This is a genomic window from [Scytonema hofmanni] UTEX 2349 (assembly GCF_000582685.1).
Taxonomy (GTDB): domain Bacteria; phylum Cyanobacteriota; class Cyanobacteriia; order Cyanobacteriales; family Nostocaceae; genus Hassallia; species Hassallia hofmanni.
Window position 1 is genome coordinate 2,974,428 of the sequence record NZ_KK073768.1, and the last position, 16,554, is coordinate 2,990,981.

Below are 16,554 nucleotides of genomic sequence, written 5' to 3' on the forward strand. Positions count from 1 at the left end.
CTTGCAGGAGAGAGGAATGGAAGTGAGGTCTGACTGTACTGCACCTTCGCCCTAGATGCCCACATTGCAAGGCTTCTAAAAAACTTTTTGGTTTACTGAATAAATGACTTGAGAAAAGTGACACCAATGCGTTAGTCTTCTTAATCGTGACTGCATGTTATAACATCAGGCGATGACAAATCAATTTTCCCCAGAAATTCCTTCTTGCGCTTGGAGCCGTCCCATTGGTAAAGGGTGGGACAAACCTTATACTGTTCGTTATGCCAGCAATATTGATGATGGTCCCTGGCATGGAATGCCTCTAGGAGGTTTCGGTGCTGGTTGTATCGGTCGTTCTTCACGGGGAGATTTTAACCTTTGGCATATTGACGGGGGGGAACATACTTTTCAAACGATCCCCGCTTGTCAATTTAGTGTCTTTGAGTCAGATGGGACATCTTCTCAAGCATACGCTTTGTGTACGCAACTTCCTGAGGATGAGAGTTTGGCTGGGTGGAAGTGGTATCCGGAAGGGGACGCGATGAATCGCGTCACTACGGGAAATTATCACGCTTTATATCCGCGCAGCTGGTTTGTGTATGAAAATGTGTTTCAATCACAGTTAACTTGCGAGCAGTTTTCGCCTGTATGGGCAAATAATTACCAAGAAACTAGCTATCCGGTGGCGATGTTTGTCTGGACTGCTCATAACCCAAGTGATGCACCTATTACTTTAAGCATTATGCTCACTTGGCAAAATATGGTGGGCTGGTTTACTAATGCTGTCAAATCGCCTGAAGTGCGAGTGCGCGATGATGGTAGTCCAGTTTACGAGTATCAACCGCGTTTGGGTCAAAGCGAAGGCAATTATAACACAAGAGTTGAAGATAGTCAATATATTGGGTTTGAGTTGGATAAAGCTGGTATTAATGAACCTGTAAAAGAAGGTGAAGGGCAATGGTGCATTGCTAGCGTAAAACATCCCCAAGTTGAATTATTCTACCATAGCCGCTGGAACCCAGTTGGCACGGGTGAGGATGTGTGGCAAAGCTTCGCAGAAGATGGTTCTTTGACGAATTATCTTGATGGAACATCGGCAACTGTGGGGGAACAAATAGGAGTTGCGCTTGCGGTTCGTTTTACTCTGCAACCTGGGGAAACTTTAGAAATTCCCTTTGTTCTTAGTTGGGATTTTCCGGTGACAGAATTTGCCTCTGGAATCAACTATTACCGCAGATATACAGATTTTTTTGGTCGCAGTGGCAAGAATGCTTGGACGATCGCTTCTCTTGCTCTTCAACAATATCAAAGTTGGCGATCGCAAATTCAAACTTGGCAACAACCAATTCTCAACCGCGAAGATTTGCCAAATTGGTTCAAAATGGCTTTGTTTAATGAGCTTTACAACCTCACTAGCGGTGGTACTCTCTGGAGTGCAGCGTCAGAACTTGATCCTATCGGTCAATTTGCAGTATTAGAGTGTTTAGATTACCGCTGGTATGAAAGTCTTGATGTCCGGTTATATGGTTCCTTTGCTTTATTGATGCTGTTTCCGGAACTGGAAAAAGCGGTAATTCGTGCCTTTGCACGGGCTATTCCAAAAAGTGATGAAACTGAGCGTATCATTGGCTACTATTTGACTATCAAAACAGAAAGTCCGAGAGCAATCCGGAAAGCGGCAGGCGCAACACCTCACGATTTAGGCGCACCGAATGAACACGTCTGGGAGAAAACAAATTATACCAGCTATCAAGATTGTAATTTATGGAAGGATTTAGGTTGTGATTTTGTTTTGCAGGTATACCGTGACTTTTTGTTTACGGGTTCTAATGATATAGAATTCTTAAGTGATTGCTGGAATGCGATCGTGCAGACTCTTGATTATGTGAAAGATTTTGATATTGATGGTGATGGTATCCCAGAAAATTCCGGTGCCCCTGACCAAACTTTTGATGATTGGCGGTTGCTAGGTATAAGTGCTTATTGTGGTGGTTTGTGGTTGGCGGCTTTAGAGGCAGCGATCGCAATAAGTGATATTCTGATTACGAACCGCAGAGGCGCAGAGAAGAGGACACTTCCGTGCGGGGGTTCCCCCCCGTTGAGGAACGTGTCCGTCGCAGAGGAGTTAAGAGAGAGAAAATCTACTTATGAGGGTTGGTTAGAACAATCTCGCTCTATCTACGAAGAAAAACTTTGGAATGGTCAATATTACCGACTTGATAGTGAAAGTGGTTCTGATGTGGTAATGGCAGATCAATTATGCGGTCAATTTTATGCTCGTTTGTTAAATTTACCTGATATTGTTTCAGGCGATCGCGCTTTTTCTGCCTTACAAACAGTTTATAATACTTGTTTTCTCAAATTCCATAATGGCAAATTTGGTGCTGCTAACGGTCTTCGTCTTGATGGTTCACCAGAAAATCCTCAAGCTACTCATCCTCTAGAAGTTTGGATCGGAATTAACTTTGGGCTGGCAGCTTTTCTGGTACAAATGAAAATGAAAAACGAAGCATTTCGCTTGACGCAAGCTGTTGTCCAGCAAATTTATGACAATGGTCTGCAATTCCGCACACCAGAAGCAATCACCGCATCTGGTACATTTCGTGCCAGTACTTATCTCCGTCCAATGGCAATTTGGGCTATTTACTTAGTTATTGGTGAATAGTAGAAACCCTTGTAGAGACGCGTTAGTGAAGCGGGACGAAGTTCAATTTCGCGTCTCTACAAGGGTTTCAGGCAACCCATAATTAATTTATACACCTATATATACTAGGTCAACTCAATTAAACCCGCATACTTATAGAAAATCTGCGATAAGTCTTGAGCAAAAATATTTCTACATCTATGGTTACATTTTCCGGTTATTTAAAGAAGCAATAGAAAAGATGAGTAGTGGTTAGGTTTGAGCCAAGGAAAGACTCAACATTACTAGTTTAGAAAATGCAAATATTACTAGATTGAGCCAAAACTATAACCAATAATGTTCACAATGCACAATTTTTTTGAAAATAAATGCTTTTATCAGGATTTTTTTGTGAAGCCACAATCTGTGAAAACTTTATCTATAAAAATGTGGAATACAAATGAATCCTTTTCAATTACATTTATCCGCAATCTATGTTTAAACTAAAAGAGGACAAGTTATAGTAGTTATTTGCTTGATTATTTTTGGAAATTCCGGTTAAAGGATAAGTTAAATTTTGATAAGGTATGGAAGGGTTATTAACGGGGATAGGCGAAATTTTCTAATAATGCACTAGATGACAATTAATACACTGGTAGAATAAGTAATTGGGTTTACCAAACAAATGTTTAATTTTATACAGTTTTTTCAATAAAAGCCGCCGAAAAATGATAGAAAAGCAATTAGTAATTAAAAACACAATAAATTGCGTTTTTCAGAGGCTATTGGAATAAAGCTAAACCCAATCGGCTGAAGTAATTATCAGTGTTTTTCTGGTATATAATAGCACGCTCTGCCAAAGTTAAAAAGTTTACTAAAAGATATTAAGATTAAGCCATGAACTCCTTTTCATCGTTAAGAGTTCAGGGAGAGCTGAAATATACAAGTAATCAGCATCCCACTCCCCGTGCTATCCTCGGATTGTTGAGGTTAGTTGCTGGTAATACAAATCTAGCATTTGACTTTAGCTCTTTTTGGAAAATTCTGGAATTTCAGCTAGGTGACGATTTGACAAGTTACCGTATCTTTGGAGACGAAGATAGCCGTAATGTTGTTTACTTAGTTTGCAGTGGAAAAGTGCGACTTTTAGGCTTTGACGCAACTCAAAGACGAAAAGTGTCAACTCAGTTGCTTGTAGCAGAGCAGGTTTTTGGGGCAGACGATTTTTTCATTAATCAATCTTTACAATATAGAGCGATCGCATCAACTCCGGGTTTGATTGCTTGCATTACCCTAAATGACTTAAAACCGTGGTTCAGTCAAATACCCAATCTTAAAGATTATTTACGGCAAACAGCTTATGAGCGACAAACGCTGATTTTCTTCAAAACCCATACAGAATTTCGTTCGCAAACCAGCCAAAAACTACAAAAACTCTTACCCAACTTCAAACAAATCAAGATAATTGCTGGTTCATCTTTAGATGATGCAATTCCACCTGACCAAGGACGCTTTTGGCTGGCAAGTGGCAAGATTCGCACTTCATCAGACATTCAGCCACCATCTGTCGGGGAAAGCTGGGGATATTCGATGACCCTAGCAACTTGGATTGCCGAAACTGATCTACTATTATATCACCTACCGCGAGAAAATTGGGAATTGGCTTCTTTGGCTCCTCAATTAGCCAATCAGCAGCCACTTATTCAAACTGGCACAGCAAATCAACAGGAAATCGAAGAAGAACAGCCGATTGCAAAGACATTTCCTCTATTGACATCTTATAGCAACTTAGAGTTAGAGTTTCCCCAAGCAAACCCACCTTGGTCAATCGCTTCCTTATGGTGTCGCTATCCGTTTATTCAACAGCACACTTCTTCAGATTGTGGTGCAGCATGTTTGGCGATGGTTTGCCAATACTGGGGTAAACGCTTAGGAATGAACACTTTGCGTAATTTAGCACAGATAGACCAAACCGGTGCGTCTCTCTGGGGTTTAGCCGCAGCCGCAGAAACCTTGGGATATGATACGCTTACTGTGCGGGCTTCTTTGAGTAAGTTGGAATGGCAAACTAGCCCTTGGATCGCCCACTGGCAACAAATTCACTACGTAGTTGTTTGGGAAGTTAAAGGCGATCGCGTCATCATTTGCGATCCGGCAATCGGTAAGCGATCACTTTCGCGACAAGAATTTACCGCTGGCTGGACAGAATATGCTGTGCTTTTAAATCCCACAGAACGCTTCCAAGCGATTGAAAGCGAAAAAATTTCACATACGCCCTATTTACAGTTATTTTGGGATTACCGCCAGCTTTTAAAGAAAATTATTCTCACTTCATTGTTGTTAGGGATTTTTGGGCTGGTAACTCCTTTATTTGCTCAGTTGTTTCTCGACATGATGCCATTGAAAAGCAGCATCACATTAAATGTGCTTGTTGGCAGCTTTCTTTTTTTTGGCATCTGCCGTATAGGGTTTTCCGCAGTCTATCAACACCTTCTAGACTATTTTGCGAACCAAATCGACTTGACATTAATTGGCAATTTTATTCGCCACACGCTAAAACTGCCGTTACAATTTTTCGCTTCTCGCCAAGTCGAAGATATAATCAGCCATGTTCAGGAAAACCGTAAAATCCAACAGTTCCTCACTCGTCATGCTGTGAGTGCAATTATAAATGCACTTTTTGCTTTTGTCTATATCGGATTGATGAGTTTTTACAACTTGCCGCTGACATTGCTGGTTTCGCTGTTTGTTTTAGCGATCGCAATTTTGAATTTAGCAGCAAATCCGTTGCTCAATCGAGTGTCGCGAGAAATCGCGGTTTCAGCAGCAGCGCAAAATTCATCAATAGTTGAAGCGATCGCAGGTATTACCACCATCAAGAGCGCAGCAGCGGAAAGCTCAATCAATTCCCGTTGGCAAGAGCGCTTTCTGGATATGTTGAAAGTGCGGTTTCAGGGGCAGAAACTAGCTAACAACTTGCAACTAATTAGCAATTTGCTTAATCACCTCGGTGCTACAGCGGTGTTGTGGTGCGGAGCGACTCTGGTAATGAGCGAGCAAATGACGATTGGTCAGTTTGTCGCTTTTAACATCGCATATAGTAATGTCCTCAACCCAGTTTTGGCTTTGGTGAAAGTGTGGGATGAGTTCCAACAGGTGCTGATTTCCATAGAAAAGCTGAATGATGTCTTTGCTTGCGTCCCTGAAGAAAATCCTCAAAAACCCCTATCGGTGCTGCCACCGATTCAGGGTGAGGTAATTTTTGAGAATGTGTCTTTTAGTTACAACCAAGGTGAACAGCACATTTTGCAAAATATTTCTTTTCAGGTGAAACCTGGACAAACGATTGGCATTGTTGGTGCTAGCGATGCGGGTAAAAGCACTTTAGTAAATTTGCTGGCTGATTTATATCCTCCAAGCACCGGAAGGATTTTAATTGATGGACATGATATTGCAGATGTTTCTCTTCAATCGTTGCGAAGTCAGTTAGGTGTGGTGCAACAAGAGTGTTTTCTGTTTTCCGGGACGATTTGGGAAAATATTACCCTATTTGACTCGCAGTTTACTCTCGATCAGGCGATCGCAGCTGCCAAGTTAGCCGAAGCACACACCTTTATCGAAGCGCTGCACGACGGTTACAACACCAAAGTGGGGGGACAAGGTTTGATGCTATCTGATGAACAGCTAAAAAAAATAGCGATCGCTCGCTCCCTTGTGAGAAATCCCCGAATATTGATTGATGCATCACAACGTCAGTTTAAACAAAATTTAGCCTGGTTGAATCGCACCACTTTTTTGATTGCCCATCATCTCGGTATCGTTCGCAATGCTGACTGCATACTTGTCTTAGACAGAGGTATTCTTGTTGAGCAGGGCACTCATCAGGAACTGATGGCAATTAACGGTATTTATTACCACTTATCTCAACAGCAAATGCACCTGTAATCTCACTGGTATTCTTTTGTCTCAAATTCAAAACATTTATATTCAGAAATACTTTAGTTAAATTCACTACTTAATCTAATTTACTAAATAACTCAACAATTTACTGGGTTAATTTGCTGCGTCTTTTTTGTCAAAAATTTATTTTTATGGGTTATAACATTATATCATCTTTACTCACATTTCACAACTAATTATCTATATTTTATTGCAAATTTTTATGCAAAACTTATAAGCTCTTTATGCTGATTTTTCAATTATGTCATAACAGCTAAAGTCTTTACGAGTAAGCTGTTAGGGTAAAACTTGCCACAGCAATAATATAAAATTTTATCAAATGAATTATTGATAAGAATCAATAATATTGGTTTAAAAAATACCATAAATATACTTCTGTTTATGTCTTATTAAGAATTTTATTTAATAGCACACTTGACAATAAAGACAACCAAGAAAGAGTCTCAACTAATTATTAAATGAGGGGTGTAACCCCCTATAAACTAATTAATAAAGGACAAAATATAAAGTTGCACAATACTTAAGTAAATCTCACAAGATGAACTGTAAATTTGACTTATAAAATGCCAAAATGGCAGATGACATTAACCGCAAAAAATAGTATAAATACAAATGTTACTCTTAACGATTGAAGATGAAGATTTTATCTTTGCCAGTCTGAAAACCATCGGTTTGTTCTTAAGCCCTCCTAACAAAAATGTAAGTTTTAATACATCTATTTATCAGGGAAAAGGAATTAAATTAGGAGTTGGCACAATTTTAATTTTTGACAAAGCTGTATCTACCAAAAGCCACACCCAGACTTTTTCTTGCCAGTCATCTGTCATGACGAAAGGTAAAAATTTACCTTTGACTTACAGCCAAGCAACAGCTTTTAGTCTGACTCTTCGGCTTAGTTCATTGCCTTTACACCAAAGGGAATCAGACAGGATTGCGGCAGGACAAGCACAAACTTGATTACAAACAGTCGAGTTTCCCATCAATGGTCAGCTTATGGAAAAAATCATTTTAGTAAATGCAGTTGAAATCTCAAGTCAAGCAAGCAGGTCAGAAATGAACCTAGATGCAAAAAAAACCAGGAAACTGTAAAATGGCGCATCTGTGAGAGGTCACTTTGGTAAGTGGCACAAACGTTTGTGCGATCGCTCTTAATAATTATCCAGGATGCTCCCGCTTAGTTTTATTGCTTAGGAATGCTTTAGCAATCAGCAGATTTTGTCAACAAACATCAAGGTGCAAATCAAATTTGATGTTGAAGAGCTTTTATAGCGATCGCTCTTTGTCACACGCAATCATCTACCAACCCATCCCCGAATGAGCTAATCAAGTAGCTGCTCACAAAGCGCTCTTGATGCACTCTTTCAATTTTGCCACCAAAAATCAAAGCCACAGTTAAGTACTTAATCCAAGACACCTAAAACCATGAATCAAGATATTACCAACATTAGTCACAAATTAAATAAGCCAATTAATCCTGAGCAATTAGACCAGGTAGTTGAAGCCATTCTTGCCGGAAAGTATTCCTGGGCTTGTGTTTTGATGCTACGTTTCGCCGGGTACAATCCTTTACATTACATTCCCTACCGCACCTATAATCGATTGCTCAAAGAAAACACTCAGCAGATAAGGTCAAATCAACAGCACAACGAAAATTTACAAATCGTCAAATCATCTTCCGAAAAAAGGTCTGAAGGTAATCTTTCACCTAGTTGCTTAAGCAAAATGAAAGACCTAGCTTATTTAGAAGTGGTTGGCAAACATCAAACAGAAATTCGTGGTCGCGGTTTAGATCAACAGTTGGGAACACAGATTCATGAGCATCAAGCCATAAAATCTGAATTAAGACCAGAAATCGCTCCAGAATTTTCCGAAAAATTCTGTAATCTTAATTAACAGTGTGTCAGAAACTTATAGCTTTGGTAATTGAGAATAGGGCATGGATGAAGGAAGAAGGGGAAAGAGAAAAGGAAAAAAGGGGAAAGGTACGGAAATAAAATAACTCTATACTTTTTAACCTTTTCCTTTTTTGCTTCCACATTCTTCACCTCGGTAATAATAACTTATATGCCCTATTAGCTTTCGCCAAAGCTATGATAATTAAAAACTCATGAATGAAATTTCAAAATTAGTTGTTGAACCGGAGGAGATTGTCAACTTCCTCAAAAGCGAAATCAATTTCAAACAAGTCTGTCAAAAGATTTTGTTTCAAAAGGTGATATGTCAGGTTGCACAAAAAAGAGGGATTATTGTCACGACAGAGGAAATTGAGGCAGAAGCAAATCGTCAACGTCGTGAAAAGCGTTTGGAAAAAGCTACAGATACTTTGTCATGGTTAACAGATGAATTAATTAGTTCGGATGATTGGGAAGTCGGAATCCGCAATCATCTACTGTCACAAAAATTGGCTCAGACATTGTTTGCTAAAGAAGTAGAAAGTTTTTTTCTCCAAAATCGTCAGAGTTTTGAGCAAGTTATCTTTTATCAAATCATTGTTGATTCCCAAAAATTAGCTCAAGAACTTTACTATCAAATTGAAGAAGGTGAAATCAGTTTTTATGATGCAGCTCACCTTTATGATATTGATGATAATCGCCGAAAGAAGTGCGGTTACGAAGGAAAAGTCTACCGTTGTTCCATAGAGGCAGATATAGCTGCTATTGTATTTACAACAATACCATCTCAGTTGATTGGACCTGTGAAAACCGACCGAGGTTATCATCTTTTAATGGTTGAAGAGTTGATTAGTGCTGAATTATCACCTGAAAGATATCAAGAAATTCTAAATAATATGTTTCAGCAGTGGCTAGCTACGGAGTTAGATTATATGCTTAATTTATCACAATTATAAATATAGCTACCTACGTCGAGAAAAGTCCGATTAAAGCTTATTTCTTGTGAGATATGAGTCAGACTATAATTTTTCATACTTATGATAGATGCTTAAAATATACATATGTGAATATAAAAAATATAAAATTTTACTCCTTTAGGTAGATGCACAAATGTCATTTAATATAATTAATCTATTTTTAGATTAAATTTTGCCTGTAAAAAATAAAATTTGACATAAACAGATTTGAACTTGGAAATTATAGGTGATAAAACGTTTATCACAAGCAAAGTTAATAAAATTTAAATTAACTCAAAGTTATTTGGTGATGTTAAATACAATAGAATATGAACATTTTAATAAATTATAAAGTTGCGATAAAGATTTGATTTCATTATCAGAATATCTTGACTAAATATACCGAAATGTATTATTAACAAAGAAGTGTGAGAGTGGATAATATCAGAATCTATCCCTTTGTAGCTGAAATTGACTTTTAGATCATTTCAAATTCATTAAGAATCTGGTGATTATAAAAGAGGTAATGGTAAGCTAACGAAAAAATTAATCATGGCTAGAACAGTTGAAAAGTATTTTCTTAACCATTTTTAACAAGTTGAAATATTTTGAGGAGTATCTATCACCTGTAATCTAGAGTTCAATCAGATAATCAATAGGACTTACGCACTTGTTACGAGAAAACAAGACTTTGAGATTGCTTCCTTGCGTCGATAGGGACGGAAATACGTAGTTCGTGCGTAAGTCCTGATCAAAATAAGACTTTTTAGCAGACCCTCATTAACTATATTACAAATATTTACTGATGAGCTATGTTAAAAGAGTTACAACATTTGTCAATCAGATTTTTGTCAAGCTAGAACTGATGCACTTCGTAAACAAGCGGTTGTGTGAACCAACTTGACAACCGCGTTACAGCCTTTACCTTTAGTATTTGCTGAACATCAAATTCCGGTTGGAATAAATTTCTGAGATTTTTCTCGTTTTTATCCTAAAAGTGCATAAGTTGATTTTTCAATACCCATAACAGAAAAAAGCTCTCTAAGCTTAACCGACGTTGAGAAAGTGAGGTTAAAATTAATACAATAAAACTTACGCATTGATATAAGTTCTAAAAGTCTGACAAATTCTATGTTTAACTAGCGACTAATTCACTAGTTGAGGTGCTGTGTCAGATACTGTTGTTTATCAGGGACTCAATAGCTATGGTTTATGCATGTTTTGTCAAGGTTGCTTACTACTGCTGGCTGAAAATTCGTTTTGCAGTCTTAATTTTGCGAACCTTTATCAGCAGCATTGAAAAAGAAAATCGAGGACAAGGTAAAGTAGAGCTAAAACTTATGCCTATCTACGCATTTAATGATTTTGCCGATGCAAAAACATATCTAAACCTCTTACCTTATCTAGCAACGTTTTCAGTGAAAATATTTGCTTAGGGAAGAAAATAAAAACATAATGCCATGTAACTAAAAATTTTTAAGCGTCGCTATATTTCCAGAGAATCTAATTAACCTTGGATATTGACGCACAAAATGATACAACCCGGTAATAACCCCCCTAGACTCGCAAAGCACAGGGGGGAAACCCGGTGTTAGTTGCACATCAAGTAACGAATTAATTAGTCCTAAAAGGCTAATTAATGCAAACAGCTGTAAAACTTTAGCTTGCCGGCTTAGAGAAACAGCTGCTGTAGACGAACTTGCCCACGTTTTACGTTGACGACAACTGGATTAAATTATGTCACAACATTTCTTTAAAGACAAGGCTGTTGAGAGATACGACTTGCAAAAAAGCAAATTGTTAACACCTTTTGGATGTCAAGATCGGGTAAAGAATTTCGGTGCGAATTTGCAGCCAAAATATAGTTTTCAGAGAAAAATTATATTCCTGGCTTCCACGGATGAATTTCCAACGCAAAAGTATAAAATATTAAGTTGTTTAGCAGAAATATTGCGGTATTTGATTGCTGTCGGATGGAATGAGCGATACCTGCTGTACGTAAGGACGCGATCGCATCCACTTCACAAAGAAGGAAAAATTCACTCCTCTAAGCATGTGGGAGTTAATATCTGCAACTGGCAAACTAACTCCTAACTTAGTTTCGATTAATCTTTAGTCAAATATTAAAAACTCTTGACTATTATCTGAAATTTGCAGGAGGAAACTATGTTTTCACGGCAACAGTTAACTCAACAACTTACCCAAATTTGGGGTGAAACGCTTGAGGAAGCAGAACTTGATAGGTGTTTGGCATTGCTTGAAATTGTTGAACCACCTTCTTCTAAGGAGTTTTGGCAAGCAGCAGAAGCAAAGCCGGGAATTTACATTATCCTGGCAGGTAAATGCAGACTTTTAGATAGCGCTCAGGACTTAATTACTACTCTTTGTGTTGGGGAATCATTTGGTGAGGTAACTCTGTTTCCCGAAGAAGAGTTGAGAAGTTACGCTGCGAGAGCTTCTGTTAATTTAAAGCTTGGCTATATCCCCTTAGAAGCGCTGCAATTCGTTATTCGCCAACATCCAAGTATAAGCGATCGCATCAGAGAACGCGCCGAAATTTGGGATTTAATGCTGTTATGTCGGCAAAACTCTCAACTTGCGGGACATACTTCTGCTGTTCCGGGAATGCTCAAAGCCTTATCTTATTTTTCACGGCATTACCTAGAGCTAGGACCGATACCAGCAACAGTATTTCAAGGTTGTCAGATATTGCTCTTGCGTCGCGGTCAATTGCAACATACTGACGGACGCTGTTTGATCCCTGGTAATATATGTGCAATTGATAACAATAATTGGCACGTCAAAGAAAAAGCGATCGCTTATATTCTCAAAAGTGACGATGTGTCTGCGGCACTGCAACACTGCCCGGAATTAGGGTCTTTTATCAATTCCACCTCTGTTAAGTCTGCCTCAGTGGAACGTCCGCAGCGAAAAAGCAGGTCAAGTTCAAAAGAACATTTTGATACATCTGCTAAAATCATTCCCTTTCCCCAGCGCGATCCCAAATCAAAAGAAAAGCCAAAAAAACAGCGTCCTTTCTTTCCTAGTCCCAAAGTGCGAGCAGGGCATTGGTGGGGACGCCTCACCAAGCGCTATCCATTTTATGCTCAACAAAGCGCTTCAGATTGCGGCTCTGCCTGCTTGGTGATGATTGGTCACTATTGGGGCAAGCACTTTAGTGTCAATCGCTTGCGGGATATGACCAACGTCAACCGCAGTGGGGCATCTTTACGTGCTTTAGCAGCGGCAGCAGAAAGCCTGGGTTTTACCACCCGTCCGGTGAAAGCCAGTCTAGATAAAGTTGCAGAACAATCTTTGCCAGCGATCGCTCACTGGGAAGGTAAGCACTTCATCGTCGTCTATGAAATTACGAAAAAGCGAGTCATAGTAGGCGATCCTGCCCTTGGACAACGCACATTAACCAAAAGCGAATTTAACACAGGCTGGACAGGGTATGCATTGTTATTGCAACCCACATCTCTGCTCAAAGAAGCCAAAGCCGAAAGTACAGGCTTTTGGAAGTTTTTTGAGTTAGTCAAACCCCACTACCGGGTACTAATAGAAGTCTTTTTGGCAAGCGTGCTGATGCAGCTATTTGGACTAGTAACGCCGGTATTCACCCAGTTGTTGCTAGACAGAGTGCTTGTACAACGCAGCGTTGCCACCTTAAACGCTATCGGGGTGGGAATGATCGTTTTTGGCTTATTTAGTATCGCCATGAATGGAGTGCGGCAATATCTGCTGTATCACACGGCAAACCGCGTTAGTCTCTCCTTACTGGTAGGTTTTATCAAACATACCCTGCGCTTGCCCCTCTCTTATTTCGAGTCGCGTTATGTCGGGGATATTGTCTCTCGCATCCAAGAAAACCAGAAAATTCAGCGTTTTCTAACTGGGCAGACACTCTCAATCATCCTGGATATGCTGACATTGGTTGTCTATCTAGCTTTGATGTTTAGTTATAGCTGGCGAATGGCATTATTTGTGCTGTGTACTGTGCCGCCATTTTTTATCTTGGCACTAGCTAGCACCAATATTTTACGCCGCATTTCCAGAGAGATTTTTAACGCTGGTGCTAAAGAAAATAGCTACCTCATAGAATCGCTGACCGGTATTCGCACAGTTCGCTCATTGTCAATTGAACAGACGGTGCGGTGGCATTGGGAAGAACTGCTGCATAGTTTGATCAAAAAAGGCTTTAACGCCCAGATAATCGGCATCCGCTTGCAAATTCTCAGTGGTACGATCCAAACCTTTGTGAATACAGGATTGATGTGGTTTGGTGCATGGCAGGTGATTCAAGGGGATCTCACCGTTGGGCAATTAGTTGCTTTCAATATGTTGGTGGGTAACGTCTTGAGTCCTTTTCAACGGCTGTCTGGACTGTGGAATGAATTGCAGGAAATCGTTATTTCCACCGAACGGATTAATGATGTTTTAGAAGCGGAACCAGAAGAAGACTTACAAAATAAACCCCGCAAGTCACTGGATAGACTTAAAGGTAATATCCGCTTTCAGAATGTCACCTTCCGCTATCACCCAGAAAGTGAAACGAATGTGCTGGAAAATCTTACTTTTGAAATTCAGCCCAATCAAATGGTGGCAGTTGTCGGACGCAGTGGTTCGGGAAAAACAACCTTGAGTAAATTGATTTTAGGTTTATACCCGGCGACAGATGGCAAAATATTGATTGACGGTCATGATATCAGTGGCGTATCGTTGCGATCGCTCCGTTCTCAAGTTGGTGTAGTCGATCAAGATACCTTTCTGTTTGGTAGTACCATTCGTGAAAACATCTCCATCGCTCACCCAGAAGCATCATTAGAAGAAATTATTCAAGCAGCACGATTTGCAGGAGCTGATGAATTTATTCAGAAACTGCCAATGGGTTATGAATCCCAAATAGGTGAAGCTGGTGGTATGTTATCTGGCGGACAACGCCAACGTCTAGCGATCGCTCGCGCTTTGTTGGGAAATCCGCGTTTATTACTTTTTGATGAAGCTACCAGTCATTTAGACTCCGAATCAGAACGTATTATTCAGAACAACCTGAAAACAATTCTCAAAGGACGCACAAGTGTAATTATTGCCCATCGCCTTTCTACTGTCCGCAATGCTGATTTGATTTTAGTTTTAGATCGAGGCGTATTAGTAGAAAGCGGTACTCATGATGAATTAATTACCAAAAAAGGTCATTATTACTACTTGAATCAACAACAACTAGCTCAAGCAGGTTGAGTCTAGGTAATACGCTTGGTGTTACTGATTTTAGACCTGTAGAGACGCGAAATTTCGCGTCTCTACCAAGGATTGAAATTTCGCGTCTCTACCAAGGATTTTAGAGGTTGTTTGAAAAGTAGTTAACTGTGATTTTAGGCACTTGTTGATCCCCCCTAACCCCCCTTAAAAAGGGGGGAACCGGAATTAAATTCCCCCTTAAAAAGGGGGATTTAGGGGGATCTAAAACGTTTTGCTACCAACAAGAGGACTTTTCAAACATCCTCTTAGACTTAACTCTCCCATACCCTATTCTGGGAAATAGAACTATGCCATATGCATCTGTTAATTCGTCATCCCCACTCCCCCAAGATGAGGGGGATGAGTATAAAAGTTATACGCACTCCAAAGAATCTGCCCAAACATCAGATAACGCTCAAGACTTGTACTACGGCACCGAAGAACTGTTGGATGCCTTACCTAGAGTTTGGACTCGTGGTGTGTTGTATGTGCTGGTAGGCTTTGCATTTGTCTTGTTACCTTGGGCAACGCTTTCAAAGGTAGATGAAACAGGAAGTGCCAGAGGACGTATAGAACCAAAAGGTGCAACCCAAAAGTTAGACACATCCATAGGTGGCAGCGTCAAAGCTGTCAAAGTAAAAGAAGGGGACAGCGTGAAAGCAGGACAGGTTCTGTTGGAACTTGAATCGGATATTTTGCAAACCGATATGGAACAAGTCAAAGAAAAGTTGCAAGGCTTACAAAATCAAGTAGCGCAACTCGATGTCATCAAAAAACAACTGCAATTAACCCTTAGCGTTCAGGAGCAACAAAATCAATCGCAAGCCTTAGAAAAAATCTCTCAAGTCAACCAGGCAAAGCAAAATCTGGATGCGAAACAAAGTATTTATAACTTACAAAAGTTAGAAAAACAGGCATTAGTCAGTCAAGCACAGCAGCAAATTAGCACCACTAAAAATGACGAGAAATCGGCTCAAAATCGTTTGAGTATAGATTCAAGACAAGTGCAACGTTTTAGCCAGCTTGTTAACGATGGTGCCGTTTCGACAAACCAAGTTGACCAACTCAAAAAAGAAGAAGAAGAAAGCAAACGACTTTATGAAAAAGCTAAATCTGACATCAAACAAGCTCAATTACGTTTAGCTGAAGAACAAAATCGCTATCAGTCCACAATGAGTCAGTTGGAGTCAGATATTAAGCAAGCAAATCTTCGATTACAAGAAGAACAAAATAGCTATCAAAGTCTATTGCAAACCGGGAAACTAGCTATGTTGAGAAATCAGCAACAAGTGAAAGATTTAGATACACAAATTGGGACATTACAATCCCAAATTGCCCAAGCTGGAAGCCAGATAACATCCTTAAAGCTGCAAATGCAGCAACGAATCGTGCGATCGCCTATTGATGGTGTGATTTTTGAATTTCCCACCACTAAACCGGGAGCAGTTGTCCAACCAGGACAGAGGATTGCCCAAATTGCACCCAAAAATACTAACTTCGTACTCAAGGCTCAGATACCCAGTCAAGATAGCGGTTTCTTGAAGGTGGGAATGCCTGTCAAAATCAAGTTTGATGCCTATCCTTTCCAAGAATATGGCATCGTCCAAGGAAAACTTACTTGGATTTCTCCCGACTCTAAAGTTAGTCAAACACCCCAAGGAAATACAGAAAACTTTGAGTTAGAAGTCACCATAGACCAGCAGTATATCGAAAATGGTAAAAAACGTATTCCATTAAGTGCAGGACAGACTGCAAATGCTGAGGTCATTATTCGTCAACGACGGGTGATTGACTTCGTTTTAGATCCGTTTAAGAAGCTCCAAAAAGGCGGTTTGGAGATGTAGTTGATACTTTCAATTTACGGGTATCAAGTCTGATTATTTTACGGCACTTTGAAAAAATCAAT

10 protein-coding genes are annotated in these 16,554 nt (G+C 39.7%); all 10 read left to right on the forward strand.

Annotation, left to right across the window (positions count from 1 at the left end):
- Nucleotides 1-172 precede the first annotated feature (172 nt).
- The 10 genes from TOL9009_RS0118230 to TOL9009_RS0118275 all read left to right on the forward strand — a co-directional run bounded on the left by TOL9009_RS0118230 (nt 173) and on the right by TOL9009_RS0118275 (nt 16,492).
- Nucleotides 173-2,644, forward strand: a complete 2,472-nt coding sequence (locus TOL9009_RS0118230) for a GH116 family glycosyl hydrolase (protein WP_029634056.1) — start codon at nt 173-175, stop codon at nt 2,642-2,644.
- An 855-nt stretch (nt 2,645-3,499) separates the two neighbouring features.
- Nucleotides 3,500-6,547, forward strand: coding sequence for a cysteine peptidase family C39 domain-containing protein (locus TOL9009_RS0118235; RefSeq protein WP_029634057.1), 3,048 nt, complete (start codon nt 3,500-3,502; stop codon nt 6,545-6,547).
- 627 nt (nt 6,548-7,174) lie between these two features.
- Nucleotides 7,175-7,519, forward strand: a complete 345-nt coding sequence (locus TOL9009_RS0118240; protein WP_029634058.1) for a glycoside hydrolase family 25 domain-containing protein — start codon at nt 7,175-7,177, stop codon at nt 7,517-7,519.
- 157 nt (nt 7,520-7,676) lie between these two features.
- Nucleotides 7,677-7,880 (forward strand): hypothetical protein, encoded by a 204-nt coding sequence (locus TOL9009_RS45820; RefSeq protein ID WP_144238270.1) that lies wholly within the window; start codon nt 7,677-7,679, stop codon nt 7,878-7,880.
- Nucleotides 7,881-7,984: 104 nt separating this feature from the next.
- Complete coding sequence (locus TOL9009_RS0118250) at nt 7,985-8,455, forward strand: HetP family heterocyst commitment protein (RefSeq protein WP_029634059.1); 471 nt, start codon at nt 7,985-7,987, stop codon at nt 8,453-8,455.
- Between the two features lie 214 nt (nt 8,456-8,669).
- Nucleotides 8,670-9,410: a peptidylprolyl isomerase gene (locus TOL9009_RS0118255; RefSeq protein WP_029634060.1), complete on the forward strand. Its 741-nt coding sequence runs from the start codon at nt 8,670-8,672 to the stop codon at nt 9,408-9,410.
- A 1,205-nt stretch (nt 9,411-10,615) separates the two neighbouring features.
- Nucleotides 10,616-10,846, forward strand: coding sequence for a hypothetical protein (locus tag TOL9009_RS0118260; protein WP_029634061.1), 231 nt, complete (start codon nt 10,616-10,618; stop codon nt 10,844-10,846).
- 301 nt (nt 10,847-11,147) lie between these two features.
- Entirely contained in the window at nt 11,148-11,504 is a 357-nt protein-coding gene (locus TOL9009_RS39660; protein ID WP_029634062.1) for a hypothetical protein, read from the forward strand.
- Between the two features lie 72 nt (nt 11,505-11,576).
- Nucleotides 11,577-14,648: a peptidase domain-containing ABC transporter gene (locus TOL9009_RS0118270; protein WP_029634063.1), complete on the forward strand. Its 3,072-nt coding sequence runs from the start codon at nt 11,577-11,579 to the stop codon at nt 14,646-14,648.
- Nucleotides 14,649-14,956: 308 nt separating this feature from the next.
- On the forward strand, nt 14,957-16,492 hold the full coding sequence (locus tag TOL9009_RS0118275) for an HlyD family efflux transporter periplasmic adaptor subunit (RefSeq protein ID WP_029634064.1): 1,536 nt from the start codon (nt 14,957-14,959) through the stop codon (nt 16,490-16,492).
- The last annotated feature ends 62 nt before the right edge of the window (nt 16,493-16,554 follow it).